The organism is Rasiella sp. SM2506, assembly GCF_050859505.1.
Taxonomy (GTDB): domain Bacteria; phylum Bacteroidota; class Bacteroidia; order Flavobacteriales; family Flavobacteriaceae; genus Marinirhabdus.
Genome location: NZ_CP193934.1, coordinates 490,790 through 517,354, shown reverse-complemented (window position 1 = coordinate 517,354; position 26,565 = coordinate 490,790). Strand labels below are relative to the sequence as shown.

Sequence of the window (26,565 nt, the reverse complement as noted above, 5' to 3'; positions counted from 1 at the left end):
TTCTTATGACACTACCTGTAAATAGAGAGCTTAGGGTTTTTTTATGCTACAAATTACCCAACCACATTATCAGGATTGTATCCTAAATAGGGTACTTCTTTTTCTACAAAGTTAATTCCGTAGTCTTCCAGTTCCTTTAAAATAGGTTCGTACACTTCTTTTTTAATAGGAAGCTGTACTCCAGGATTGGTAATTTCTTCGTTTAAGATTTTTAAGGTCGCAATAGCTACGGGTAAACCAACTGTTTTTGCCATAGCCGTGTAAGTTTGGTCGTCACCTTTTATGACCATGCTACTGTCTATTTGATGTTTCTTACCGTTCAATTCGTACCCAAATTTGTGGTACATCACAATCATATCTTTATCGTGGGGTTGTAGCGTCCATTTGTCTTCCAATATTTTCTGAAGGGCCTGTGCAGGCGTGGCATCTTTAATGCCTATCTTTTTTTCAGCATTAAAAATATCCAGCTCCAAGAGTTTTCCCCACATAAGGTCATCTTGATCTATTTTAAGGCTGTAGCGTAGTTTGAGCTCTACGGAATCGGTTGGGGAGTAGGGTAAAAATAGGTTTACAAAACTACGATAGCTTAAATTTTCAGAATCTGGAATGGTATACCCGTCTTCGGTCATTCCTAATTGCACAAACATATTCCAGGCTTTGCTGAAACCCACACGACGAATAGTTCCGCGGTATAAGGTTAAAATATCTTCCAGTCCGTAAATACTTCGGTACTTTAAAGAGTTTCTATTGGCAAGGCCTTCAAAACGTCCGTGTCCTTCAATGTCTAAAAATTCAGTTCTTCTGAAAAGTCTGTGATACGGAATGTATTTATAGGTGCCTTCCTGTATAAATTCTGCAGCGCCACCTTGCCCGGCAACTACTACGTTTCTTGGATTCCACGTAAATTTATAATGCCAAAGGTTATCGTCGCTTTCCGGAGCTACTAATCCGCCTGTAAAGCTTTCAAATAGCAACATTTTTCCGCCTTTATCGCGAATTCGGTCTATCACGTGCATCGCACTCATATGGTCAATACCTGGGTCCAGACCAATTTCATTCATAAAAATAAGACCTTTCGCTTTTACTTTAGGATCCAGTAATTGCATCTCATTACTGATGTAAGAAGCAGTTACCAGGTTTTTGCCAAATTCCAAACAGTCTTTGGCTACTTCCATATGGTAGCGGGCGGGCAACATAGAAATAACAATGTCTGCATTTTCAACAGCTTCACGCCTTTGCGCAGCGTTAAATACATCTAGTAAAATACCACGGCCATTGGGGTGGCCACTGGTAAATTTTTGAGCATTCTGAATGTTGAGGTCTCCAATAGTAAGGAAGAGCTCTTCGGCTTCAGATTTATCTAGTAAATACTTGATTAGGCTTGTAGCAGAACGTCCTGCACCAATAATTAAAATGTTACGCATCCGTTGGGTTTTCATTATCTTTGTGTGGATTGCGAATTTACTAATTGTAAGACATATTTATGGATAAATTAAGTAAAAATATTGTGGTGACAGCGTCAATTCTGGCGGCTATAACCATCGCTATTGGTGCTTTTGGGGCACACGGATTAAAGCAACTGGTGTCTGCAGAATCTTTAGTTACTTTTGAAACAGGGGTGCGATATCAAATGTATCACGCGTTAGCATTATTCGTGATAGGTTTTGCTTCAGCCATTCCGCCAAACACTAAAAAGTGGGTCTTTCGCTTTTTCTGTATTGGGATGCTTTTCTTTTCAGGCTCCATTTATTTACTGGCACTTAAGGAACTATTGCCCTTTTCGATTTCATTCTTAGGGCCCATTACACCTGTTGGAGGATTATTATTTATAATAGGTTGGGGATTATTGGCTCGTGGGTTATTAACAATTAATAGGGGATAATTACCATTTTTTAAAGACTTTTTGTGTGTCTTATTTGTTATTTTTGCAGTCACAACAATTAAAACAAGTTATGGTCGATAAAAACCAAGCTACCAAAACGATTTCTGTAGAACCCTACGGAATCAAAAATGCCAATGTACATTATCAACTCCCTTCTGCTGCATTGCACGATGAAACCCTTAAAAAAGGGATGGGAAAAGAAGCCAGTAGTGGTGCTCTAGCCATTAATACAGGCGAATTTACGGGACGATCCCCAAAAGACAGATTTATAGTTAAAGACGATATTACCCGAGACAAGGTTTGGTGGGGAAACATTAATATACCATTTCCAACAGATATGTTTGATGCTTTGTACGACAAGGTGACTGCCTATCTTTCAGAAAAAGAAATTTATGTGCGCGATAGTTATGCGTGTGCAGACCCTAAGTATCGTTTAAACATTCGTGTTGTGAACGAATACCCTTGGAGTAACATGTTTGCTCACAATATGTTTTTACGCCCTAGCGAAGCTGAATTAGCAGGTTTTGATCCTGAGTGGCTCGTTATTAATGCCCCGGGTTTTATGGCAGATCCTAAAGTAGACGGAACGCGCCAGCATAACTTTGCCATCTTAAATTTCACCAAGAAAATTGCCTTAATTGGAGGTACAGGATATACGGGTGAAATTAAAAAAGGAATTTTCTCTGCGTTGAATTTTATTCTTCCAGTAGATAAAAATACCATGCCAATGCACTGTTCTGCCAATGTGGGAGATAATGGGGAGACGGCTATTTTCTTCGGATTATCAGGGACAGGGAAAACAACCCTTTCTGCAGATCCAGAAAGAAAATTAATTGGAGATGACGAACACGGATGGACAGCAGAAAATACGGTGTTCAATTTTGAAGGGGGTTGTTATGCGAAAGTGATTAACCTTTCTGAAGAAAACGAACCAGATATCTATCACGCTATTAAGCCAGGAGCTATTCTGGAAAATGTAGTGATGGATGCCGAAGGTCACGTAAATTATGCCGATACTTCTATCACACAAAATACACGGGTAAGCTACCCTATTTATCATATTGATAATATTGAAGAGCCATCCATTGGTCAAAATCCAAAGAATATTTTCTTCTTAACCGCAGATGCTTTTGGGGTGTTGCCTCCCATCTCCAAATTAACACCAGGACAAGCAGCCTATCACTTTATTAGTGGATACACAGCGAAAGTAGCGGGTACCGAAGAAGGAATCAACGAACCAACGCCTAACTTTTCAGCGTGTTTTGGAGCGCCATTTATGCCGTTACACCCAACAAAATATGCCGAAATGCTTAGTGCAAAAATGAAAGATGCCGGCGTAAATGTATGGCTGGTAAACACAGGTTGGACTGGTGGTCCTTATGGAGTAGGAAGCCGTATGAAGCTTAAGTACACACGTGCTATGATAACCGCTGCATTAAACAATCAGTTGGAATCTGTAGCCTATGTAAACCATCCAGTTTTTGGATTGGATGTGCCGCAAAGTTGTCCTAATGTACCAAGTGAGGTGCTAAACCCAAAAGGAACATGGAGCAACGAAAAAGCATACGATATTCAGGCAAAGGAATTAGCAGAATCGTTTAAAGAAAACTTCAAGAAGTTTGAGGAGTACGCGAATGCCGAAATTATGGCAGGTGCTCCAATTGGTTAACAAACTGAAATAGAATTCCATAAAAAAGCTCCAACATAACCATTATGTTGGAGCTTTTTTGTTTGTTATAAAAAGGTTATTTATTTTAAATAGCCTGAGTGATTTGAAGGGTTTCTATTAAAGAAAACTCCTTAGTGAGATTCTTCCAATCGTATCGAAGGGTTATTTTCCTTTGTTAGCTTCCTTAATATATTTCTCTAATGCCATAGACATAGAAGGTGTTTCGGGTGTAGGAGCTTGAATGTCTACGCGCAATCCATTATCTGCGGCTGCTTTTACAGTAGTGTTTCCAAAGACAGCAATACGGGTATCTTTTTGTTCAAAATCTGGAAAATTTTCTAGTAGCGATACAATTCCGCTAGGACTAAAAAACACCAAAATGTCATAGAAAACATTTTTTAAATCTGAAAGATCACTCACGACAGTTTTATAAAAAGTAGCTTGTTTCCAGGTTACTTTAAGGTCGTCTAAAACCGTTGGCACTTCAGGTTTTAATTTGTCTGAAGATGGAAGTAAGAATTTTTCAGTTTTGTATTTTTTGATAAGGGGTGAAAGCTCTGTAAAAGTTCTTTTACCCACATAAATCTTACGCTTGCGGTACACAACATATTTCTGAAGATAATAGGCTACTGCCTCACTTTGGCAGAAATACTTCATGCTGTCTGGTACCTTAAAACGCATTTCGTCTGCAATTCTAAAATAGTGATCTACCGCATTTCTACTCGTTAAAATAACGGCAGTGAAATTTCCTAAATCAACTTTTTGGGAGCGCACCTCTTTTCCGGAGACACCTTCAACGTGTATAAAAGGCCTAAAATCTATTTTTACCTTTTGTTTTTCAATTAAATCAAAATAAGGAGAGTTTTCAACCGTAGGTTCTGGTTGGGAAACTAAAATAGTTTTCACTTTCATAAGCTGTTTTTTTCGGTTCCTGAATACCTACACAAATACTTTGTAGAGAATTATATAGGGTGAGATTTCAAGTGCGCAAAGATACAAAATAAAATAAAACAACTGATTAAAAATCACAGTGCTATTCGTTTTATAACTGTAGAACATGCTAATGCTATTTAACAACGCAATAATTCCGACAAAAATTAGCAATGCAATTACAGATGGTTCCAGTATATAATAGAACAAAAGGTTTCCTATAAAAAACAGAACAGTCAATAGGTTTCGGTAGCTTAGTTTTTGATAGAGATACTTGTTGCTTAGCGTTTCAAAATTAAAAATGGTGCCTATTAGTTTTTCAATCATAAATTTTGAAAGCACAAAAACAGCATAGCCTGTGCAGATTTGAACATACAAAAGTAAAGGGCTCTCAAAAATAGTTTCTTGCCTAACTTTTAAAAAAAGATAGGCAAAAAGGGATCCCAAAAGTACTTGTGGAATAAATAATAAAATATTGAAAGGATGCTGAATTTCGTCTCCTTTTCCCGACACTAAAAAATACTTATTAGTTATAGGTAGTATCGTAAACTCCTGAAAACGTTTTGGGTACATGTATTTTGCTAAGCTATAACATAGCAAACACCCCACTAAAATTAGCGTAACCCAATCCAGATTTTCCCAAGTACGTGTTACATAATCCATTCTGGTAAAATTAGCAGAAATTTGCGGTCAATCGCTTTTTCTATTGATGATTTTACCAACAATATGTGGGTAAAAAAAAGTACATTTGTTCCAAAATTACCGCATGTCCAACGCCCTCGTGGTCATACCAACTTTTAACGAAATTGAAAACATTGAGCGATTGCTTCGGAATATATTTTCGTTGCAACGGAAGTATTGCGTGTTGGTGGTAGATGATAGTTCGCCAGACGGTACTGGACAAAGGGTAAAGGAAATGATGCAGGAATTCCCAAAACGTCTCTTTATAGCAGAACGTGAAGGAAAAATGGGGCTTGGAACCGCGTATATTCACGGGTTTAAATGGGCGTTACAACGAGAATATGATTATATTTTTGAAATGGACGCAGATTTCTCCCATAACCCAAACGATCTGATTAGGTTGCAAAATGCCTGTATAAAGGACGGATACGATATGGCTATTGGTTCACGTTATGTAAAAGGTGTGAACGTTGTAAATTGGCCTATGAGTAGAGTTTTATTATCTTGGTTAGCATCAAAATATGTGCGTTTTGTAACTAGGATGAAAATTTACGATACCACCGCAGGTTTTGTGTGTTATCATCACACCGTACTTCGGAAGATAAATTTAGATAAAATTCAATTTGTGGGCTATGCTTTTCAGATTGAAATGAAATACAAAGCATATCTGGCAAAATTCAGCATTAAAGAAGTGCCTGTAATTTTTACCGATAGAACCAAAGGAGAATCTAAAATGAGCGGAGGTATTATTTCCGAAGCTATTTTTGGCGTTCTAAAAATGAAATTTAAAAGCCTTTTTGGCAACCATAACTATAACGAAATTTAATGCACCCAATCTTAATTAAGAATGCAAAAATTGTAAACGAAGGAACCATTACGGAAGGTGATGTTTTAATCGTGAATGACGTTATTGCCGAAATTGGAAGCATAAGCGCCAAGACAGGTGATACAAAAATTATAGATGCAGACGGTCATTACCTCATTCCTGGAATGATAGACGATCAAGTTCATTTTAGAGAGCCGGGACTTACGCATAAAGCAACTATCGAAACCGAATCGCGTGCTGCTGTTGCCGGTGGAATCACCACCTTTATTGAGATGCCTAACACCGTTCCACAAGCTACGACTATCGATTTGCTAGAAGAAAAATTTGCAAGAGCGAAAGAAACTTCGTGGGCCAATTACTCTTTTATGTTTGGTGGGACCAACGACAATCTAGCCGAAATTTTAAAGGTAAATCCAAAAACAGTAGCTGGATTAAAATTATTTTTAGGTTCGTCTACAGGAAATATGCTGGTGGATAACCCAAAAACGATTGAAGAGATTTTCAGTAAAACGAATTTATTGATTTCGGTACATTGTGAGGACGAAGCCACCATAAAAAAAAATATGGAAGCTGCATTGAAAAAATATGGAGAGAACATTCCAATGTCCGAACATCCAAACATTCGAAGTGCCGAAGCTTGTTATATTTCGTCCAGTAAAGCCGTTGAATTAGCAAAAAAAACAGGTGCAAGATTACATGTGTTTCATGTGTCTACTGAAAAAGAAACGCATCTGTTCAGCAATAAAAAACCGCTTTCAGAAAAGAAAATTACTGCCGAAGTTTGCGTACACCACCTTTGGTTTACCGATTCAGATTATGCTGAAAAAGGAACAAAAATTAAATGGAATCCAGCCGTTAAATCTGATAAAGACCGCGACGGACTTTGGAAAGCTTTAAATGATGACCGAATAGATGTAATCGCAACAGATCACGCACCGCATACTATGGAAGAAAAAAATAATGTGTATACCAAAGCGCCTTCTGGAGGGCCGTTGGTGCAACACGCGTTGGAAGCTTTGTTTGAAATGCACCATCGTGGACGTATTTCAGTTGAAAAAATTGTACAAAAAACAGCGCACAATCCTGCGATTTTATTTCAAATTGAAAACCGTGGCTATGTGAAAGAAGGGTATAAAGCAGATTTGGTATTAATAAATCCACAGGCGCCCTGGACGGTTTCAAAAGAGAATATTGATTATAAATGTGGGTGGTCACCATTTGAGGGAACTACATTTAAATCCCGTATTACACATACGTTTGTAAATGGTGTCTTGGCATACGAAAACGGTAAATTCCCAAACAGAACACACGGAGAGCGTATTACCTTTAACCGCTAATGAAAATAGTATTCTACATATCGTTGTGTTTATTTTTTATAGGGTGCCAGCACATTGTAAAGCCTGAAAAACCAGAGAATCTCATCCCAGAAAATACTATGGTAGAGATTCTGGCAGAGGTGTATTTAGGCAATGCTGCCCGTAGTATCGATAATACAACAATGCGAAGAAAAGGGGTGAAGATCGATTCTTTTTTGTTTAAGAAATATAATATTGACAGCCTTCAGTTTGCAAAAAGTAACGCGTATTATGCTGCAGATCTGGATATGTACAATGCTATTTTTCAAAAAATTGAACTAAAGCTACAAGCCCTAGAAACAATAGAAAAAAACCGAAAGCTACTGAAGGACTCTTTAAGAAATGAGAAAAAGAGGGTGAATGATTCATTGAATCCAAAAAAAAATAAAGTGCTTGAGGAACTAGATGAGGAGATGGATACGACCAAAACAGAAGGTATTTTAATAGAGGCTGCTACTTCGGAACAATAACAATTATACCTCTTTTCTGAAATTACCCGCAACCCGTTTTAGTGTCTCATTTAAGGGTGTATATTCAAAAGAAATTGTTTTTGTAATAGCAGTTCCATCGTAAGTATTAAATGTATAGAGCGACTCCACGTGCGTGCTTAAAAGTTTTCTTTTTGTACTGAAGAAAAAACTAAAAGACCAGTCTAGCTTACTAAATAAAACCAGTTTCCACTTTGCAATTTTTTTGGAGGGGTGTTGGGCACCTAATTTTTCAGCCAAAGTTCCTAAAAATTCTTTGTAGCCTATATTTTTGGCAACCAAAATAAAGCGTTGGTTTTTGATGTCACTCTTCATAAGAGCGGTCATTGCCTTCGTAACATCTTGTACATCTACCAGGGCAATACCGCCCGTAGTAAAGTATTTTAAACCTTTCGCAACACGGCTAACGATACTTCCGCTGCCTTTGTGCCACAAGCCTTCGCCTAGGATTACACCTGGATTTACAATAACCGAGTCTAGCCCTTCTTGGGTCGCTCGCCAGACTTCCATTTCGGCACCATATTTTGTGATGGCGTAGACACTATTTTTAGCCTCCGGATTCCAGTAGGTTTCTTCGTTCAGTATTTCGTTACCAATGGCATCGCCTAAAGTAGCAATTGAGCTAACATGACATAATTTTTTAATTTGATGCGAAAGGCACAAATTCACCACATTTGCGGTGCCCTCAATATTGGCTTTTTTAAGCTTATAATAGTTTTTTGGATTAAAATCTACATAAGCAGCGACGTGATATACGTGGGTGATTTCTTTGAAGGCAGCTTCCAGTCTTGGAATATCGGTAATGTTAGCTTCAAACCATTCCAGGTTTTTGAGCAAGCTTGGAACATTTTCAGTATAATAGGAGAGGACTTTAGTAAGCACGGTAAGGTCACTTCCTTTTCTGTGAATGGCACGCACCTTCTGTCCATCTTTCAGTAAAAGATAAAGCAAATGGCTCCCCACCAAACCTGTACCGCCTGTAACTAAAATCATAGTACGAAAATACTATTTTTTATGGGATGCTTTCTAGTTTAGGCGCATCGGTTTATCTTTGTCAAAAATCTAAACAATGAGTTTGAAGAATTTTGTGGAAGAACTACAATGGCGAGGCATGGTACACGACGTGATGCCAGAGACTGAAGAACACCTTTTGGAACAAATGCGCAGCGCTTATGTGGGCTTTGACCCAACGGCAGATAGTTTGCATATTGGGAATCTGGTGCCTATTATGTTATTGGCGTTTTTTCAGCGTAGTGGTCACCAGCCCGTTGCTTTGGTGGGTGGTGCTACAGGAATGATTGGTGACCCTTCGGGAAAATCCAGCGAGCGAAATTTGTTGGATGAAAAAACACTGCGTCACAATCAGGAGTGTGTGCAAAAGCAGTTGTCATATTTTTTAGATTTTACATCGGGTGCTCAGAACCAAGCAGTGATGGTGAATAATTACGACTGGATGAAGGAATTTTCATTCCTTGATTTTATTCGCGATGTAGGGAAGCATATCACGGTTAATTATATGATGGCGAAAGACTCTGTGAAAAAGAGACTTACAGGGGAAGAGGCCGATGGGATGAGCTTTACCGAATTTACCTACCAAATGGTACAGGGCTACGACTTTTTGCACCTGTATAAAAACAAAAATTGTACCCTCCAAATGGGTGGAAGCGACCAGTGGGGAAATATTACTACCGGTACCGAACTTATTCGCCGTATTGGCGGTGGAAAAGGCTACGCGCTTACGTGTCCTTTAATTACTAAAAGTGACGGAAGTAAATTTGGAAAGAGTGAAGGCGGTAATATCTGGTTGGATGCCAAGCGCACTTCACCCTACAAATTTTACCAGTACTGGCTCAATACCAGCGATGAGGATGCTGAAAAATACGTTAAGATTTTTACTTTTTTAGATAAACCAACTATAGACGCTTTAGTAAAAGAACACGCCGAAGCTCCGCACGCAAGAGCCTTGCAAAAGCGTTTGGCCGAGGAAGTAACTAAAACTGTTCACGGTGACGAGCAATTGGAGAATGCGGTAAAGGCATCTTCTATTTTGTTTGGGAATTCAACTTCGGCAGCTATAAAGACACTGGACGAGCAAACTTTTCTAGATATTTTTGAAGGAGTTCCTCAAGCTGAAATTTCAAAAGAAGAAATTAATGCAGGCTTAGACATCATAGGGGCTTTAGCCGAAAAGAGCGGGTTTCTAAAAAGTAATGGCGAAGCAAGACGTGCGTTGAAGGAGAATTCTATTTCAGTAAACAAAGAGAAAGTAAATGATACCTATGTGGTCACTACCGAAGATTTAATAAATCAAACTTTTGTCTTATTGCAAAGAGGTAAGAAGAATTACTTTATTTTGAAGGTGGTTTCATAAAATTAATAGGTATTCGAGCCTGCCTGTCGGTTTTTGGCAGGCATAGCCAAGGAGAAAAAGAAACCCCCAACAGTGCATTAAAACTGTCGAGGGTTCCCAAACTAACTAACTAACAAATTATGAATCTTTAATTTTTTTCTAACTGCATTTTTTCCCAGTTTTCATCTGCTTTTATTTGCATCATATCTGCACCTTCTTCGTTCCACTTTTTTAAGGTATGCGAAAAGAAAGCGTCATAAAATAGATACAACTTTCCATCTTTAATTTGAAAGGATTCAGGATCAATTTGCACACGTTTTCCACTGTCTGCAACTGCATAAGCGCAATAGCCACCATATTGTGGGGTATATTTTTCGGGATTTGCTATAAAAGTTTTTATATTTTCTGCAGTTGCAAATTTGTATTTCACGCCACCATATGTGGTTGTATTCATTGTATCACCTTCCAAAGCTTGGTTGCTAAAATAGGCGACGACGTCATACCCTTCTGCAGCGTATCCTTTTTTGGTGTGGATGTCTTGAGCAAACGGTGTTGCCGAAACAATCATAACTAAAATAAATGCGATTTTTTTCATAAGGTGTACTAAGTCGAATTTTAGAAGTATTTCTTACAAGGTTTGTAAAAAATTTGAAACTTTAGGATGCGGGACTACGGAGGTTATAAATAGCATAATACAACCCTTAGTAATTAGAGTAATGTTTAGAAGAATAGTAGTAGCCAAAAAGCCCACTTAAAAATTATTTTTTGTGTTGCACTAAGGTTAAAGCACCATTAAATTACAACCGCGAATGTCGCTATTATCAAAACGCCCCATCACTTCAAAAGTAGTGTCCTGCTGTAATTTGCCTAAATCCTGCGTGGCTATAAATGAGCAGGAATGGGTATTTGCCAGATCTATAATATTCAACCCGCCAGTTTTGCCAGTGATGTAGGTAAGGGCATCTTCGGTATCTCTTGTGAGTATTTTCATCCACGGAGGGCATTGGTAAATTCCGTTTCCTTTGGAGTATGCCTGGGATAGTAGCTCTGTCATTCCGTATTCGCTGTGGATTTTTTCTACACCAAAACCTTCGGTGAGTATATCGTGGAGTTCACTTTTAATTAGTTCTTCTCGACGACCTTTCATACCACCAGTTTCCATAATAATAGTGTGTTTGAGTTGAAATTTTTGTCTTTCAATAAGATCGAGTAGCGCATACGAAACGCCTAACAAGAGTGTTTTTTGTCCTTTTGCTTCAAGGATTTTTAGCTTTTCAATCAACTCTGTAAGGTTGTTGAGGTAAAATCCGCTATGGAGATTTTTGCTTTCAGAAATAAGTCTGTTTGCCATATACACTAGCGATGATCCCCCTCGTTCTAAATACGAAGGCAACAAAGCTAGAATAGCAAACTCTTTCGCATCTCCATAAAATTGCTGAAATGCTTTTAGAAAACTAATCTCGTAATATTCCAAATCTGCTACGTAATGCTGGCTTGTTATAGTTCCTGTTGTACCACTACTGTTGAAAGTTTTTTCGGCTTGTAGCCCGTCCGTTAAAATGGTTTCAGTCTTAAAAAATTGAATGGGTAAAAAAGGAATTTGTTTTATTTCTGAAACCGTATCAGGACGCACTTTTAATAACTGGCAAAACCTTCGGTATACTTCTACATGCTTGTACTGAAACTGAAACGTTTCTAACGCAACCGATTTAAAATCGTTTTCAGAAGAAATGGTGCTAAAATGTGTTGGAAGTTTCAATATGGGTTGCGTGCTAGACTTCAAAAATAGGGAATAAAAAAAGCTTCTACCAATAGCAGAAGCTTTTTCAGGCATATAAAATCCCGATTACTTTACCACTAATTTTCCAGTAGCGGTTATACCATCCTGAGTTATTTTTAATAGGTATAATCCGCTTTTTAAAGTGCTGATGTTGATGGTTTTTCTTGAAATGGTATGTAAGAGTAGTTGTCCTGAGATCGTATAAATTGCGATACCCATTTCAGCAGCAGAGGTTGAAGTTATATTGATAAAGTCTCCATGAGTTGGGTTTGGGTAGATTGTAAATGTACTTTGAGTTACTTGGTTGTTGCTTAGGATAATTCCGTTAACATCGTTTAGGCTGCGAGAAGTTAAGTAATATGTTCCGTTTCGCTCCGTAATAATTCCTGCAATGTTCACATTATTGGTAGGCACTTCGAGACCCAGATAATTTGCTTCAAAAAAGGCAGTTCTAAAGTTAAAAGTTCCATTGGGGTTAAACATCCCGTAAACTTGGTCTGCAATCCACGTTGTGTTTATTGAATTGTCTATATCTACCCCTTGTGCAATTTGAACAAATTCAGATTCAAAATCTTCTGGCGTAGTATTTAATTGCTCTATAGAAACCGCTTGCGGAATGACGCTGTTAGATAGAGAAGAAGGTGGTCCAGGGTCGCTTTCGGGCAAGAATTGTAGCTGGCCATTAAATTCGCTAAGAACTCCTGTAATACCAGTAACGCCATTATTGGTAGCGTATTGGGTTGTAATACTACCGTTGGGGTCGTCTATTAGAATAGCGGCAGTAGCGTCTTCGATAAATTTTTGACCTCTAAAAACCTGCTGATAGGTTATGATAGCTTCTCCCGTTAACGTATAGGTCTCGCCAAGGATTCCAGTTCTTAACTGGGCTATGGTTGCTACCTCTCCGGTAGGTTCGCATGGGATTGTTGTAATTGTTGTTGCTATAGCACACGTTGCGCTGGATATATTGACGGTAAGCACTGTGTTTTCATTTACTTCGGAAATAATAATAGTTCCTGTTTCATGGTTAGAAGGATCATCGCCCCCAATGGTTCCTGTGCCTGTTGTAAGAGTTATATTGAAAACTTCGGTGCCGCCGCCTTCAAAATCTATGGCAACTGTTGTCTTATCTACACTAGAACTGTTGGTGTCGCAGGTACTATTCGTAGCTATAATTTCAAAACTACACGTTGCACAGCTATTTTCTAAGTCAAGCGTTGTGGGAGCGGTGCAGTAGGTTCCATCTGTTAGTCTTTGTAGGGATTCTAGTTCGCTATTGTTATTAAGGTCTTCGTTGTATTGTGTTGTTTCATTTAAAGCAAGTAATAAATCAACATCGTCTGCTTCTCCTTTTGCATATACTAGGGCATCTACAAGATTTGTAGTGGTAGGAGTGGTTCCGGTAGGGAAATCTGAAGGAACGCCAAAATACAAAGCTATTGCATCTGGGCCATTTTGTATTTTATTACTTGTTCCTATAGCAATATCTACTCCAGGCACTGCATCGTCACCAATAATAAAAAGTCCGTTACCATCTGTTGTAAAACCGTCAAGATTTAATACGTTGTAACTTCCGTTTACGGTGTGGTTTCCGTTGAATAAAACTAAAATCATTCCGTCCAGAGAAGCGTTGGCAGGGTTGGTTTTAAGTTCAATAAATTCCAAGGTGTCGGTTCCGTCTTGGTCTGCGTCTAGTTCGTTGATAAAATACTGCGGACCTTCTTTTGTTTGGCTGGTCCCAAGCGCTACGGATAGCACTAGTAGGAGCGTGAATTTTTTCATATTGTAAAAAAATTGCGGGGAGCCAATACAAATATAATCAAAACCTTTTTAGAATGTATTTATTTTCAGTGCAATAGAGTTACTTTACTTTCTCTAAATCACCAAATCTATAAGCTTTTGTTACCTAAACGTTAACAATGGTTTGGTGGGTATAGCATCATTTGTATTTGTAGTATCTTTAACTTTTTGATAATACATTCGTAAAATGAAAAAGAAAAACATCAAGATTTTATTAGTAGACGATGAGCCGGATATTCTGGAAATTGTAGGATATAATCTTACTGCGGAAGGATACCAGGTACTTACTGCAGAAAATGGTCTGGAAGCCATTGCAATGGCTAAAAAGGAAACCCCTCACTTAATAATTTTGGATGTGATGATGCCAGAAATGGACGGTATTGAAGCTTGTGAAAAACTTAGAAATATCCCAGAGTTGTCCGAAACTATTATAACGTTCTTCACGGCAAGAGGCGAAGATTATTCCCAAGTAGCCGGTTTTGAGGCAGGAGCAGACGATTATATTACCAAACCTGTAAAGCCAAAAGTGCTTATTAGTAAAGTAAAGGCTTTGCTTAGACGCTTTAAAGAGCCTTCAGGAGATGATACTAGCGTAAAATTAGGTAACTTGGTCATAAATAGGGAGGAATATAGGGTTGTTTTAGGCAAAAAAGAAATTGCACTTCCTAGAAAAGAATTTGAATTACTCGCACTACTTGCTTCAAAGCCAGGAAAGGTATTTAAAAGAGAGGATATTCTGGATAGAGTTTGGGGTAACGAAGTTGTTGTTGGAGGAAGAACCATAGATGTGCATATTCGTAAATTACGAGAGAAGTTGGGCGATGAAAAATTTAAAACAGTAAAAGGAGTAGGATATAAATTTGTAGTATAGTGGCAAGACCATTTAAGAAAACATATAAATTTGCGGCGTATACTTCTACGTTTATCACGCTATTTTTAACACTCATAATGGGTGTTTTTTTTTATGTGAACGGAACTATTAGTTATTGGTTCCTTGGTGGATATGCTGTTGTTTGTTATCTTTTTTCATTCTTTATTATTCAATATCGCGTTCAAAAATTTATCTACAAAAGAGTAGTGAAAATTTACGAAGATGTGCGCTTACTCGATGCTGCTACTTTTTCTCCCAAACGGGTTACTACAGATATGGAAACCCTAACCAAAGAAGTAGAGCGTTTTGCTAAAGACAAAAAACTAGAAATTGAATCTCTTAAAGTACGAGAAAACTACCGAAGAGAATTTCTAGGAAATATCTCTCACGAATTAAAAACGCCTCTTTTTACCGTTCAGGGTTACATTCTTACACTGTTAGAAGGTGCTATGAAAGATAAAGCGGTACGAAAAAAATACCTGCAGCGTGCCAATAAAGGAGTAGAACGCCTTATTCATATTATTAGAGATTTGGATATGATTACCAAATTGGAAGCGGGTGATCTTAATTTACATGAAGAAGCGTTTAATATCATAGAACTTGTGCAAAGTGTTTTTGATCTTTTGGAAATGAAGGCTGCCAAAAAACGAATAACCCTTACGTTCGATATTGAGTATGACGATAGTATTTTTGTCTATGCAGATAGAGAACGAATCCAACAAGTGCTTACCAATCTTATCGTGAATTCCATTAAATACGGAGTGAAAGACGGTACTACAGAAGTAAGTATTGAAGAGTTTGTAAATAACAAGGTGTTGGTACGTATTACCGATAATGGAGAAGGCATTGAAAAAGAAAATCTAACCCGATTGTTTGAACGTTTTTTTAGGGTAGACAAAAGTGGTTCCCGCAAAGAAGGGGGTAGCGGTTTAGGTCTTGCCATTGTAAAACATATAGTGGAAGCCCATACCGAAAAAATTTATGTAGAAAGCCAGATTGGAATTGGGTCAGAGTTTTCGTTCACCCTCGAAAAGGCCGAATAGTTCTGAATAATCCTCACGAGCAGAAAACCCACCAAGACCCTTATAAAGGGCAATTTTATGCAACTTTTTCTCTGTAAATTTATCCTGTTGGCAACTAGGAACCACACCTTGCTCTTTCAATGTATCGGCTAGATATTTTTGCTCGTATTGTCCTGGTGTAGGGATAAAAAAAGCAGGTTTGTTTAGCACGGCCAAATCCATAATAGTTGTGTAGCCAGAACGAGCAACCACTACGTCACTTTCATTGATAAGGGTTTCCAAGCCTTCAGTTTCTAGATAATTATAAACTGTTATATTTTTTGAGAGCAGCCTTGTTTTTTCTTTGCCTACCAGGCCCTGTACCAAAGCAACCTTTTTTTCAGATTTACTAAAGGTTTCCAGTAGTTTTTTCTCTAAAATAGTGCGTTGTGGTTCAGGTCCGGAGAGCAAACACAAGACATCAAACTTTTTCGTTTGTTTTTTTTTGGACATCCTGCTTAAAGGACCAATATATTTTACGGGTAAGTTGGTTGCTACTGTCATATGACCTAATTTTCCACTTAGATTTATAGGGCCGGCAACATCAGGCACCCAGCATTCGGTAAAATTTTTAATAATTTTTTGGTGTATTTTACTACTGAAATAAGAGGTGTTTCCAGACAGCACGTTTAATTGATGCGTCATAAAAACGGAAGGCACTTTTTGGCTCAGTACACCCATTCGACTATCACTTATGATGCCTTGAATTTTACCTTCCGAAACCAATTGCTTCACTACTTTTTTTTCGGCCGTTATCGTTTTTTTTAGGTGCGGAAGTTTCAGTAAGAGTTTCCACTTAAAAAACGTTCCTTTTTTAGTGTAGGTAACATTGTAAGCAGGAAGTTCTATGTATTCAAGTGCTGGAAATTCTTTTTTTAGCAACCATAATGCGGCGCCATCGCTTCCCAATAAAACGTTGTAATTACTTTTCAGCAAAGAGCGAATAATGGGAATACACCTTGTGGCGTGTCCCAAACCCCAATGTAATGGGGCAACGAGTATGGTTTTTTTAGGTTTCAGCTGAAATGTAAGGTTGCATTAATTTTCTTCAAGTTAAAAAAACAAAAGTAACTAGAATTCCCCCGAGTTATATTTCCTTAATTTTACCGAATTATTAAAAATTGGTGTTTTACCCCAATCCTGAAAGGAACCATCAATTAAAGAAAAAATACAAATAGTTCAAAACAACCAAACGGTGGGAAGTAAAAACAAATTAAAACGCTTTAGAGAGAACGAAACTTTTGATAACGTTGTGCAACCAACAAGGGCAGAAGTAACCGATGGAACCTTCAGCTTAAAAGGAAACTGGAAAAAAGATTTTTTTAAGAATGAAAATCCCCTGGTGTTGGAATTGGGTTGTGGAAAAGGAGAATATTCCGTAAACCTGGCCCGCAAATACCCCAACAAAAATTTTCTGGGAATAGATATTAAAGGAGCTCGTTTTTGGAGAGGAGCAAAAACTGCTTTGGAAGAAAGTATGAAAAATGTAGGTTTCCTGCGTACTCAAATAGAACTAATCAATTTTTTATTTGCCGAAAATGAAGTGGATGAACTATGGATTACCTTTCCAGATCCACAAATTAAGTACAAGCGTACCAAGCACCGTCTAACCAATCAGGAATTTTTAGACAAATACAGGCTCATCCTAAAGCCCGAAGGCATTGTGCACCTTAAAACCGATAGCGAGTTTATGCACGGCTATACGTTAGGGCTTTTGCATGGGTTGGATGAAGACATTGAATACGCCCATCATGATGTTTATGGGAATTCCCATTCGCCGGAAGAAGTAATTTCTATCCAGACCTTTTATGAAAGCCAGTATCTTGAAGTGGATAAAAAGATTACCTACATCCGTTTTAAATTCCGTAACAAATAATTGTATATTGACGGAGCAAACTAACCCTTAATGTCTATTCTTTTAAATTTTATTATTGGCTTTGTAGCAGCACTTATTGGTGTCATTCCGCCTGGTTTGCTCAATATGTATGCAGCTAAGGTAAGTGTAAAAGAAGGGCGTAAGCGAGCATTAACGTTTTCTCTTGGGGTTTGTGTAACTGTGATGTTACAAACCTACATCGCGCTTATTTTTGCTCGTTTTTTAGACATGCATCCAGAGTATGTGGATATGCTTCAAAAAGTTGGGCTGGGGATATTTATTTGCCTAACTATTTATTTCTTTTTCATCGCAAAAGATACGCGGAGGGAAATTCCAGAAGGCATGGAGCGACATTCAAAAACCAATCGTTTTTTTTCCGGGATGCTCTTGGCACTTCTCAATTTGTTGCCTTTGCCGTATTGGCTTTATATAAGTATTACGTTTGCAGGTTTCGGCTGGTTCAGTTTTGGGCAGTTAGAGCTTTTGGCGGCCGTTTTAGCATCTGGAATGGGAACGTTTATGATGTTAACCATTTATGTGTGGTTTTTTCGAAAAAAACACAAGCCCGAAAAAAAAGGAGTTAATATGAATTATATCATAGGTTTAATTACAGCTATTATTTCTGCAATTACTTTCTTTAAAATTTTCAACAATTTTTAAAATGGCCGAGGCTAATTTCTTTGAAAAAGTATATCAGGTTGCTATCCAAATCCCGTACGGAAGGGTAACCAGCTATGGTGCCATTGCAAAATATCTCGGAGCTGCAGGAAGTGCGAGGATGGTGGGTTGGGCCATGAATGCTTCGGGGAAAAAAGAAAATGTTCCCGCTCATCGCGTAGTAAACAGGAAAGGACTGCTCACAGGGAAACATCATTTTCAAGGCACCAACCTAATGCAGCAATTGCTGGAAAGCGAAGGCGTAGAAGTGATCGAACATCAAATTCAGAATTTTGAAACACTTTTTTGGGATCCAATGACCAATTTACCTCCCCTCTAGAGAAGTGTTTCCGACAAGAAAGGCACGACCCAGAGAAAGACAAAAAGGGTGTGTGTTTTTTGCTAATTTTATAAAATTTTACAAATAATAGTATATTTCTTTTCATTGTCTTTCTGAAAATACTTATCCCACCATAAATCATTTCAATCTATCTCTTTTCTATTCTAAACCTTGCGCCGTATATTTGCAACTTAGAATCAATCTTAATAATGAAATTCAATAAACAAGACATTTTAAAAGCGTTAGAAAGTATCTCGCTTGCTGGAGAAGGAAAGAATATGGTGGAAAGTGGTGCCGTCCTTAACGTAATCACTTTTGCAGATGAGGTGGTTGTAGATATAAAAATGACCACCCCCGCACTGCACATCAAAAAACGTGCAGAGCAGGACATCATTGCGATCATTCAGGAAAAAGTTTCTAAAGATGCGCAGGTGAAAGTGAATATTAAAGTGGAAGCTCCTGAAAAGGAAAATGCCAATTTAATAAAAGGGAAGCCTGTTCCCGGTATTAAAAACATAGTTGCTGTGGCATCAGGAAAAGGGGGTGTAGGGAAATCTACTGTTACGGCAAATCTTGCTGTTACCCTAGCAAAAATGGGCTTTAAAGTAGGGGTGCTGGATGCCGATATTTATGGACCGTCTATTCCATTAATGTTCGATGTTTTTAATGAACGTCCATTATCTATAAACGTAAATGGAAAGAGCAAAATGAAACCGGTTGAAAGTCACGGCGTAAAAGTATTGTCCATTGGTTTCTTTACAAAACCCAATCAAGCAGTAATTTGGAGAGGTCCTATGGCTTCTAAGGCATTAAATCAATTAATTTTTGACGCAGCCTGGGGCGAATTAGATTTTATGTTATTGGATTTGCCTCCGGGAACGGGAGATATTCACTTAAGCATTATGCAGTCGTTGCCTATCACAGGAGCTGTTATAGTAAGTACGCCACAAACGGTAGCTTTGGCAGATGCTAGAAAAGGGGTGGCAATGTTTCAGCAGGAAAATATACAAGTACCAGTGCTGGGAGTGATTGAAAACATGTCGTATTTCACACCCGAAGAATTACCAGATAATAAATATTATATCTTCGGAAATGGAGGCGCTAAAAATCTGGCCGAAGATCTTGAAGTCCCTTTTTTAGGTGAAATACCATTGGTGCAAAGCATACGTGAAGCAGGAGATATTGGTCGTCCGGCAGCATTACAGACCGCATCCCCTATTGAGGCTGCATTCGAAGAAATTACTAGGAATGTAGTGGCAGAAACCGTAAAAAGAAATGATACCTTACCTCCAACTGAAGCCATTAAAATAACAACAATGGCTGGCTGTAGCGCCGTTAAAAAATAAATTATGGAAATACTTACATTACACGATAAAATTGAAGCTGCCCTAGAAGAAATACGACCTTTTCTTCAGAATGATGGAGGAGATATTAAATTGCTATCCGTTGAAGATGATAAAATTGTAAGAGTACAATTGCAAGGGGCTTGTGTGGGGTGTTCTGTAAATCAAATGACCTTAAAAAGTGGTGTTGAAATGACCATAAAAAAATATGCGCCACAGATTGAACAAGTAATCAACGTAGAAGGGTAAATTCAATAAAATAATATGACCGCTGCATACTAAGCGGAGTCGAAATATGATTAAAACCGATATTCTTATTATTGGCGCAGGGCCAACAGGATTATTTACTGTCTTTGAAGCAGGATTACTAAAACTAAAATGTCATTTAATAGACGCTTTGCCACAACCTGGCGGACAATGTTCTGAAATCTATCCCAAAAAACCTATCTACGATATCCCGGCTTTTCCAGAAATTCTGGCAGGCGATTTAGTGTCTAATTTAATGAAACAGATCGAGCCATTCCAACCAGGGTTTACCTTGGGCGAACGTGCTCAAACTATTGAAAAGTTAGAAGACAATACATTTATCGTAACCACGAATAAAGGCACAAAACACCACGCGCCCATTGTTGCAATTGCTGGCGGACTGGGAAGTTTTGAGCCGCGCAAGCCACCAATTACTAATATTTCAGAATTTGAAGACAAAGGGGTAGAGTATATTATTAGAGATCCCGAATTATATAGAAACAAGAAAGTAATTATCGCGGGTGGTGGCGACAGTGCTTTAGATTGGAGTATTTTCTTAACTGACGTGGCCCAAAGTGTGGCGCTGGTACATCGTAGAAATGAATTTAGAGGAGCGTTGGACTCCGTCGAAAAAGTACAGGAACTTAAAAATGCGGGTAAGATTGAGCTTCTTACTCCAGCCGAAATTATAGGGATTGTTGGTGAAACAAATGTAGAAGGAGTTTCCATAAAGAGAGGTGCCGAAGTTTTTAATAAAGAATGTGATCATTTCATCCCACTGTTTGGTCTGGCGCCTAAATTGGGGCCTATAGCCGATTGGGGATTGGAAATTGAAAAAAATGCCATTAAGGTGGATAATACCTTAGACTACCAAACCAACATTCCGGGTATTTATGCTATTGGCGATGTAAATACGTATCCTGGAAAATTAAAACTCATATTGTGCGGCTTCCACGAAGCTACGTTAATGTGCCAAAGTGCCTACCAACGTATTTTTCCAGACAAGCGTTATGTTATGAAATATACAACAGTTGGTGGTGTAGAAGGATTTGATGGCAGTAAAAAAGAAGCTCCAAAAGCTGTTGTAAAATCTATAGATTAATTTATTTTAAATGTCACCCAGAGTGTCCGCCAGAATACATCTTTCGGGCTGGGAGTAGAAGGTAATTTTATGTCAGATATTACAATTTATATCACAGATCGTAACGGCAAAACTCACGAAGTTCTTGCTCCAACCGACATGAATATGAACCTCATGGAAGTGATTCGTTCTTTTGAATTGGCTGAAGAAGGAACGATTGGCGTTTGCGGTGGAATGGCAATGTGCGCCTCTTGTCAATGCTATATTGAAAGTGATCATCAACTTCCTGAAATGAGTTATGATGAAGATTTAATGCTTGCTGAAGCTTTTCACGTGAATGATACTAGTCGTTTAGGGTGCCAGCTTTTTATGGCAGAAAATTTAGAAGGATTAAAAGTAACCCTTGCCCCAGCCGAAATCTAGTCTACTGCCTGTTTCGCCTTATTAAACAACCTGTCCACAAACAATTTATAGGCTTTCGCCGAAGGGTGCAATCCGTCATTGGCAACCAATTCTGTATCTTCTAAGCCGCGTCTTGTAATATCTGTAATGTTTTGAAAAGTCACCCCTTTTTGTGTTGCAATTTGCTTTGCAAAAGAATTGTATTGGTCTATTTCGTCTGAAATTTGTGGTGCGTTGCCACTGTTTTGCCCAAATGGAGTAAAGGCATAATCTGGAATAGAAACTACAATAACACTGGTTGCGTCTCCTTTGGCAAATTCGATCGCCATGTCCAATAACTTCGGAAATTCCTGCTCGTATACCGAAAATGGTTTCCCTTGAAATTGATTGTTTACACCAATTAATAAAGTTACTAAATCATAGTCTTTAGTTGGGTTCTGGCTTTCAATCGCATTTAATAAATTAGTGGTGGTCCAACCTGTACGCGCAATAATTTTATAGGTGCCTGTTTCAGCTAAATTTTTGCCTAAAGAGTCTTGCAGCTGAAAAGGAAAGTTTTCGGTAGCTGAAACACTTTCGCCAATGGTATAACTATCGCCAAGGGCTAAATAGGTGAAATTTTCAACGGTTGGTGTAGCTGTTGTGTTTTCATCGGAATTGGAACACGATAAAAATCCAACAAGGATACATAGCGGAAAAACATAGATGGCGAGCACTGCTTTCATAGTTAAAGATACGCAAATTAGCGTGATTTGGTTTTATAGTCTATAAGTTTTTGAGGGCCCTCCAATAGTCTTCGTATAACTTTTAACGTGCCATCTTCGGTGGTCGCTATATGCCATTTTATGAGGGAAACGGCTCCATTTTCAATTTCTAACCCAGTAATACTTCTTGGGTGCACGCAGCTGCCATCGTTAAAATAAGCAATGTCTCCTGGTTCTGGAAAGCGAGGACGATGGGTATGGCCAGTAATGGTGAATAGGTTGTCGTTCTCAATAATCCAGCGTTTGGTGCGACGTTCCACTTTAATGAGTTCTTTGTAGTTTTTTGCAGGACTTGTAGGATCGCCAATTCCAAAAATTTGTAGCTGCCGCCAAAGGGCGCGAACCATAAAGCGATTAAATTTCCAACCTACATAATTCATCCAGTCTGCCTGGTGACCGTGCACCATAAAGATTTCTTGTCCGTTGGTTTCGTTTGTAAATAAAAGTCCCTCGGTAAACTCGATACCCGGGAAAAGAGGCTCTTCTTTACCAGTCACTTTGTTTAAGTAACTATAGAGATTTTTTTCAACAAACTTCTTATTTCTGTAAACCATATCATGATTTCCAACAATGCGGTGCAGTCTGTTTTCCTGAAAAAATAACCGCATGAGATCGAATACATTTTGGTGTGCTTCAAAGACCTCTTTAAATTCAATATTCTCCCAAAGTTCATCGCCATCACCCAATTCGCAATAGGTGAATCCCTCGTTATAATAATTTTTTAAAGCGTGATAGTAAATGTTTCGGTTGTTGGCAAAATCATCTGCAAAACTATTGTCTCCGCGGTGGCAATCGCTAAAGATGATAAACTTGGAAGTGTCATTAAACGGAATTCGCTTGGCAGTTTTATAAGCGTTGCTGAAACGAATTCGGGAAGACATACTTTATTTTTTTCCTAAAGATACAATTTGACTGCCATTTAGGCTACAACAAAAAAAGCTTTCCGAAGAAAGCTTTAATAATTGCAAAGATTATTTTTTATTTAAAAGCACTGAGCCCGGTAATGTCCAGTCCTGTAATTAACAGGTGAATATCGTGGGTACCTTCATAAGTGATAACACTTTCTAGGTTCATCATATGGCGCATAATTGGATATTCTCCAGTAATTCCCATACCACCCAGCATTTGTCTTGCTTCACGGGCAATTTTAATAGCCATGTCTACATTATTTCGCTTTGCCATAGAAATTTGTGCAGAGGTTGCTTTGTCTTCGTTTTTTAGTTGTCCTAAACGAAGTGCCAGCAGTTGTGCTTTGGTGATCTCGGTAATCATTTCGGCCAATTTCTTTTGTTGAAGCTGAAATGCCCCAATAGGTTTTCCAAACTGAATACGTTCTTTTGAATACCTTAGTGCCGTATCATAACAGTCCATAGCAGCTCCAATAGCGCCCCAGGCAATCCCATAACGAGCACTGTCCAGACATCCCAGAGGTGCTCCCAGCCCAGATTTATTCGGCAATAGATTCTCCTTTGGAACTTTTACGTCTTGAAATATTAATTCGCCAGTTGCTGAAGCTCTTAGCGACCATTTATTATGTGTCTCTGGAGTGCTAAAACCTTCCATACCACGTTCCACGATTAAACCGTGAATACGTCCTTCTTCATTTTTTGCCCAAACAACGGCTACATCACAAAAAGGAGAATTAGAAATCCAAAGCTTAGCGCCGTTTAATAGATAATGATCGCCTTTGTCTTTAAAGCTGGTTACCATTCCTGCAGGGTTACTGCCATGGTCAGGTTCGGTTAACCCAAAAGATCCCATCCACTCTCCAGAGGCTAGTTTAGGGAGGTATTTGTTGCGTTGGTCTTCGTTTCCATATTTCCAGATAGGGTACATGACCAAAGAAGATTGTACCGAAGCTGTAGATCGCACACCACTATCTCCACGTTCTATCTCTTGCATGATTAATCCATAACTAATCTGGTCTAAACCTGCACCGCCATATTGTTCTGGAATATATGGTCCAAAAGCACCAATCTCTGCCAATCCAGGAATGATAGATTTTGGGAATTCAGCTTTTTGGGCTGCTTCTTCAATAATGGGAGATACATCGCGTTTTACCCAAGCTCGGGCAGCATCACGTATGAGTTTATGTTCTTCGGTTAAAAGATCGTCTATGTTGTAATAATCGGGAGCTTCAAATAAATCGGGTTTCATGTCTTTAATTTAGGATTACAAATGTAAAACTCACAACTTGAATGTCCTACATTTTCAAGTAAAATTCCGCCACCAGATCCATATAATTTTTGGTAAAGTGATGTCGGGTTGTTTCTATAATGAGTGTTTCCATAATCGGTTCGGTTTTATGGAAAGAAAATTCGAGTAAGCTCCTTTTTTCTTCAGCAGTGGGTGTGCCTTTTACGCTGCAAATTCGTTTTGGGAATAGCTTTCTTTTTGAGGCAAGTTCTATAAAATGAGCTTCTTCTTTTTTCGGAAGAATGACAGCAAAAGTTCCGTGTTCAGAAAGTAGATGGGCGGCGCTTATTGCAAGATGCTCAAAGGGAAGTGCATCTGTGAATCTGGCTGTGTCGCGTGCGGTATTTTCGGTTTTATAGTCTTCGGAATAGAAAGGAGGATTCGAAACCACTAAATCATATTTTTCGTCTATTTCAGAAGCAAATTCCTGAATAGAAGCATGGTAGCAAAATAGTCTGTCTGCCCATGGGGAGTTTTCAAAATTATCTGTGCATTGTTCGTAAGCGTTATCGTCAATTTCGATAGCGTCGATTGTTTCAGCAAAAGAACGCTGTGCCAACTGCAGGGCAATAAGTCCGGTTCCTGCACCAATGTCCAAAATATTTTGTGGAGTATTCTCTAAAGAAACCCAGGCGCCCAATAACACGCCATCTGTGCCAATTTTCATAGCACAGCGATCTTGCGCTACGGTAAATTGTTTGAATTGAAAGGGCTTGTTTGCCATTAGAGATACAACGCTATCAACCCATCTGGAGCCTCCAAATGCAGGATTTTGTTCTCTCTGTCTACCTTTTTAATAATCTCGTCATTAATAGGAATCAAAATGTCTTTACCATTAAATTCAATTTCAAACAAATGTTGAGGGGTGCTATCGTTTACACCTGCAACAACACCTAATTTTCCAAAATTGGCATCTGTAACTTTAAAACCAATAATTTCGTGGTAGTAAAACTTAGTGCCTGAAAGTTTAGGTAATAAGGAAAGTGGCAGGAAGAGTTCGGTGCCAAGCAGCGCATCTGCATCGGCTTCATTTTTTACTTCTTCAAATTGTACACGTAGCAATGTCGATTTATGAAGTGATAGTTTTTCAATAAAAAATGGAATCAAGTTTTTGTGTTGTTCCACAAAAACCGATTCCATTTCTAAAAATTGTTCGGGATCGTCGGTATCTAGTTTTACTAGCAATTCTCCCTTAAAACTGTACTTTTTTACGATTTTGCCAACGAAGAAACAGTCCTTCTTTTGCATATCGCTTCAGTTTTATTCTTCTTTTTTAGTATCCGTTGCCTCAGCAGCGGGTGCTTCTTCAGCAGCTGGGGCTTTTTCGGCCTTTGCTTCTTCTGCAGCTTGGTCAATAGCAGAAACTTCTTCCGTAGCCTCTACATTCTCAGTAGTCTCTGGAGTTGCTTCAGTTTCTTCTGCTACAACTTCTGGTTCTGGCTGTGCTTCAGCAATACGTGTTTGGTTTACTACTTTCTCTGCTGCCAGGGCTTCAGCTTTAGCTTTTTCCTGTGCGTCAGATAATTTTCCTTTTTTAGCATCTACTGCTTTTCCTTTGTCCTCTACCCAAGCGTTGAATTTTTCTTCAGCTTGCTCCTGGGTTAAAGCACCTTTGGCAACACCACCCGCTAAGTGATTCTTAAGCATTACTCCTTTGTAAGAAAGGATAGCTCTAGCAGTATCAGTTGGTTGTGCTCCATTTTGTAACCATTGTACAGATCCGTCAATATCTAACTCAATCTGTGCAGGGTTTACATTTGGATTGTAGATACCTAATTTCTCTAGGTATTTACCATCTCTTTTCGCGCGTGCATCTGCAGCTACGATCCAGTAAAAAGGTTTCCCTTTCTTACCGTGTCTTTGTAATCTAATTTTTACAGGCATAAAATTAATTTTTGAGGTACTCGACCTCGGGTTATAATTAAGGACGGCAAAGATACCGCATTTTTGATGTAAAAATAGTTAGA

The 26,565-nt window shown here is 38.5% G+C and carries 29 protein-coding genes; 15 read left to right on the top strand and 14 right to left on the bottom strand.

Annotation, left to right across the window (positions count from 1 at the left end; all coding sequences use genetic code 11):
• Window positions 1–53: 53 nt before the first annotated feature.
• Window positions 54–1,424, bottom strand: coding sequence for a saccharopine dehydrogenase family protein (locus ACQ2HF_RS02490; protein ID WP_432411939.1), 1,371 nt, complete (start codon window positions 1,422–1,424; stop codon window positions 54–56).
• A 59-nt stretch (window positions 1,425–1,483) separates the two neighbouring features.
• Here ACQ2HF_RS02490 and ACQ2HF_RS02485 point away from each other — a divergent pair, with 59 nt between their 5' ends.
• Both ACQ2HF_RS02485 and pckA read left to right on the top strand, forming a co-directional pair.
• Window positions 1,484–1,882 carry a DUF423 domain-containing protein gene (locus tag ACQ2HF_RS02485; protein ID WP_432411938.1) on the top strand — a complete coding sequence of 133 codons (399 nt, stop codon included), beginning with the start codon at window positions 1,484–1,486 and terminating at the stop codon, window positions 1,880–1,882.
• A gap of 70 nt (window positions 1,883–1,952) precedes the next feature.
• Window positions 1,953–3,551: a phosphoenolpyruvate carboxykinase (ATP) gene (gene pckA / locus ACQ2HF_RS02480; RefSeq protein ID WP_432411937.1), complete on the top strand. Its 1,599-nt coding sequence runs from the start codon at window positions 1,953–1,955 to the stop codon at window positions 3,549–3,551.
• A gap of 162 nt (window positions 3,552–3,713) precedes the next feature.
• Here pckA and ACQ2HF_RS02475 read toward each other — a convergent pair whose 3' ends face one another.
• Window positions 3,714–4,463: a uroporphyrinogen-III synthase gene (locus ACQ2HF_RS02475; RefSeq protein ID WP_432411936.1), complete on the bottom strand. Its 750-nt coding sequence runs from the start codon at window positions 4,461–4,463 to the stop codon at window positions 3,714–3,716.
• 27 nt (window positions 4,464–4,490) lie between these two features.
• Window positions 4,491–5,144: a DUF4271 domain-containing protein gene (locus ACQ2HF_RS02470; protein WP_432411935.1), complete on the bottom strand. Its 654-nt coding sequence runs from the start codon at window positions 5,142–5,144 to the stop codon at window positions 4,491–4,493.
• 103 nt (window positions 5,145–5,247) lie between these two features.
• Here ACQ2HF_RS02470 and ACQ2HF_RS02465 point away from each other — a divergent pair, with 103 nt between their 5' ends.
• From ACQ2HF_RS02465 to ACQ2HF_RS02455, 3 genes are read left to right on the top strand one after another with little or no spacing between them, the layout of a single operon-like run.
• Window positions 5,248–5,988: a polyprenol monophosphomannose synthase gene (locus tag ACQ2HF_RS02465; protein WP_432411934.1), complete on the top strand. Its 741-nt coding sequence runs from the start codon at window positions 5,248–5,250 to the stop codon at window positions 5,986–5,988.
• Window positions 5,988–7,325: a dihydroorotase gene (locus ACQ2HF_RS02460; protein ID WP_432411933.1), complete on the top strand. Its 1,338-nt coding sequence runs from the start codon at window positions 5,988–5,990 to the stop codon at window positions 7,323–7,325. The genes ACQ2HF_RS02465 and ACQ2HF_RS02460 overlap by 1 nt, the downstream gene beginning before the upstream one ends.
• Window positions 7,325–7,813 carry a DUF4296 domain-containing protein gene (locus ACQ2HF_RS02455; protein WP_432411932.1) on the top strand — a complete coding sequence of 163 codons (489 nt, stop codon included), beginning with the start codon at window positions 7,325–7,327 and terminating at the stop codon, window positions 7,811–7,813. The genes ACQ2HF_RS02460 and ACQ2HF_RS02455 overlap by 1 nt, the downstream gene beginning before the upstream one ends.
• A gap of 3 nt (window positions 7,814–7,816) precedes the next feature.
• Here ACQ2HF_RS02455 and ACQ2HF_RS02450 read toward each other — a convergent pair whose 3' ends face one another.
• Window positions 7,817–8,824, bottom strand: a complete 1,008-nt coding sequence (locus tag ACQ2HF_RS02450; RefSeq protein WP_432411931.1) for an NAD-dependent epimerase/dehydratase family protein — start codon at window positions 8,822–8,824, stop codon at window positions 7,817–7,819.
• A gap of 76 nt (window positions 8,825–8,900) precedes the next feature.
• Here ACQ2HF_RS02450 and tyrS point away from each other — a divergent pair, with 76 nt between their 5' ends.
• A complete protein-coding gene (tyrS, locus tag ACQ2HF_RS02445) occupies window positions 8,901–10,202 on the top strand; it encodes a tyrosine--tRNA ligase (protein WP_432411930.1) in 1,302 nt (433 codons plus the stop codon).
• A 127-nt stretch (window positions 10,203–10,329) separates the two neighbouring features.
• Here the strand turns inward: tyrS and ACQ2HF_RS02440 are convergent, their stop codons facing one another.
• The 3 genes from ACQ2HF_RS02440 to ACQ2HF_RS02430 form a co-directional block, all read right to left on the bottom strand.
• A complete protein-coding gene (locus ACQ2HF_RS02440) occupies window positions 10,330–10,776 on the bottom strand; it encodes a YHS domain-containing (seleno)protein (RefSeq protein WP_432411929.1) in 447 nt (148 codons plus the stop codon).
• A 186-nt stretch (window positions 10,777–10,962) separates the two neighbouring features.
• Window positions 10,963–12,015: an acyl transferase gene (locus ACQ2HF_RS02435; RefSeq protein ID WP_432411928.1), complete on the bottom strand. Its 1,053-nt coding sequence runs from the start codon at window positions 12,013–12,015 to the stop codon at window positions 10,963–10,965.
• Window positions 12,016–12,027: 12 nt separating this feature from the next.
• Window positions 12,028–13,743: a T9SS type A sorting domain-containing protein gene (locus ACQ2HF_RS02430; RefSeq protein ID WP_432411927.1), complete on the bottom strand. Its 1,716-nt coding sequence runs from the start codon at window positions 13,741–13,743 to the stop codon at window positions 12,028–12,030.
• Window positions 13,744–13,948: 205 nt separating this feature from the next.
• On the opposite strand from ACQ2HF_RS02430, the gene ACQ2HF_RS02425 reads away from it, so the two are divergent.
• Both ACQ2HF_RS02425 and ACQ2HF_RS02420 read left to right on the top strand, forming a co-directional pair.
• Window positions 13,949–14,632, top strand: coding sequence for a response regulator transcription factor (locus tag ACQ2HF_RS02425; protein ID WP_432411926.1), 684 nt, complete (start codon window positions 13,949–13,951; stop codon window positions 14,630–14,632).
• Window positions 14,632–15,675, top strand: coding sequence for a sensor histidine kinase (locus ACQ2HF_RS02420; protein ID WP_432411925.1), 1,044 nt, complete (start codon window positions 14,632–14,634; stop codon window positions 15,673–15,675). The genes ACQ2HF_RS02425 and ACQ2HF_RS02420 overlap by 1 nt, the downstream gene beginning before the upstream one ends.
• Here ACQ2HF_RS02420 and ACQ2HF_RS02415 read toward each other — a convergent pair.
• Window positions 15,640–16,668, bottom strand: coding sequence for a glycosyltransferase (locus ACQ2HF_RS02415; protein ID WP_432411924.1), 1,029 nt, complete (start codon window positions 16,666–16,668; stop codon window positions 15,640–15,642). The genes ACQ2HF_RS02420 and ACQ2HF_RS02415 overlap by 36 nt on opposite strands.
• 220 nt (window positions 16,669–16,888) lie before the next feature.
• On the opposite strand from ACQ2HF_RS02415, the gene trmB reads away from it, so the two are divergent.
• From trmB to ACQ2HF_RS02380, 7 genes are all read left to right on the top strand, one after another.
• Entirely contained in the window at window positions 16,889–17,569 is a 681-nt protein-coding gene (trmB, locus tag ACQ2HF_RS02410) for a tRNA (guanosine(46)-N7)-methyltransferase TrmB (RefSeq protein WP_432411923.1), read from the top strand.
• Between the two features lie 30 nt (window positions 17,570–17,599).
• Window positions 17,600–18,229 (top strand): lysine transporter LysE, encoded by a 630-nt coding sequence (locus ACQ2HF_RS02405; RefSeq protein WP_432411922.1) that lies wholly within the window; start codon window positions 17,600–17,602, stop codon window positions 18,227–18,229.
• A gap of 1 nt (window position 18,230) precedes the next feature.
• Complete coding sequence (locus ACQ2HF_RS02400; protein ID WP_432411921.1) at window positions 18,231–18,566, top strand: MGMT family protein; 336 nt, start codon at window positions 18,231–18,233, stop codon at window positions 18,564–18,566.
• Between the two features lie 209 nt (window positions 18,567–18,775).
• The gene (locus ACQ2HF_RS02395) at window positions 18,776–19,912 is read left to right on the top strand and encodes a P-loop NTPase (RefSeq protein WP_432411920.1); all 1,137 of its coding nucleotides are present in this window, start codon (window positions 18,776–18,778) and stop codon (window positions 19,910–19,912) included.
• Window positions 19,913–19,915: 3 nt separating this feature from the next.
• Window positions 19,916–20,158 carry a NifU family protein gene (locus tag ACQ2HF_RS02390; protein ID WP_432411919.1) on the top strand — a complete coding sequence of 81 codons (243 nt, stop codon included), beginning with the start codon at window positions 19,916–19,918 and terminating at the stop codon, window positions 20,156–20,158.
• A 46-nt stretch (window positions 20,159–20,204) separates the two neighbouring features.
• The gene (locus ACQ2HF_RS02385; protein WP_432411918.1) at window positions 20,205–21,257 is read left to right on the top strand and encodes an NAD(P)/FAD-dependent oxidoreductase; all 1,053 of its coding nucleotides are present in this window, start codon (window positions 20,205–20,207) and stop codon (window positions 21,255–21,257) included.
• A 69-nt stretch (window positions 21,258–21,326) separates the two neighbouring features.
• Entirely contained in the window at window positions 21,327–21,659 is a 333-nt protein-coding gene (locus ACQ2HF_RS02380; RefSeq protein ID WP_432411917.1) for a ferredoxin, read from the top strand.
• On the opposite strand, the gene ACQ2HF_RS02375 is transcribed toward ACQ2HF_RS02380, so the two are convergent.
• The 6 genes from ACQ2HF_RS02375 to ACQ2HF_RS02350 form a co-directional block, all read right to left on the bottom strand.
• The gene (locus tag ACQ2HF_RS02375) at window positions 21,656–22,363 is read right to left on the bottom strand and encodes an SGNH/GDSL hydrolase family protein (RefSeq protein WP_432411916.1); all 708 of its coding nucleotides are present in this window, start codon (window positions 22,361–22,363) and stop codon (window positions 21,656–21,658) included. The two genes, ACQ2HF_RS02380 and ACQ2HF_RS02375, sit on opposite strands and share 4 nt — an antisense overlap.
• Before the next feature lie 17 nt (window positions 22,364–22,380).
• Entirely contained in the window at window positions 22,381–23,283 is a 903-nt protein-coding gene (locus tag ACQ2HF_RS02370) for a serine/threonine protein phosphatase (protein ID WP_432411915.1), read from the bottom strand.
• Between the two features lie 97 nt (window positions 23,284–23,380).
• On the bottom strand, window positions 23,381–24,559 hold the full coding sequence (locus ACQ2HF_RS02365; protein WP_432411914.1) for an acyl-CoA dehydrogenase family protein: 1,179 nt from the start codon (window positions 24,557–24,559) through the stop codon (window positions 23,381–23,383).
• Between the two features lie 46 nt (window positions 24,560–24,605).
• On the bottom strand, window positions 24,606–25,265 hold the full coding sequence (locus ACQ2HF_RS02360; protein ID WP_432411913.1) for a tRNA1(Val) (adenine(37)-N6)-methyltransferase: 660 nt from the start codon (window positions 25,263–25,265) through the stop codon (window positions 24,606–24,608).
• Between the two features lie 56 nt (window positions 25,266–25,321).
• On the bottom strand, window positions 25,322–25,846 hold the full coding sequence (gene rimM / locus ACQ2HF_RS02355; RefSeq protein WP_432411912.1) for a ribosome maturation factor RimM: 525 nt from the start codon (window positions 25,844–25,846) through the stop codon (window positions 25,322–25,324).
• A 12-nt stretch (window positions 25,847–25,858) separates the two neighbouring features.
• A complete protein-coding gene (locus ACQ2HF_RS02350; RefSeq protein ID WP_432411911.1) occupies window positions 25,859–26,482 on the bottom strand; it encodes a 30S ribosomal protein S16 in 624 nt (207 codons plus the stop codon).
• Between the last annotated feature and the right edge of the window lie 83 nt (window positions 26,483–26,565).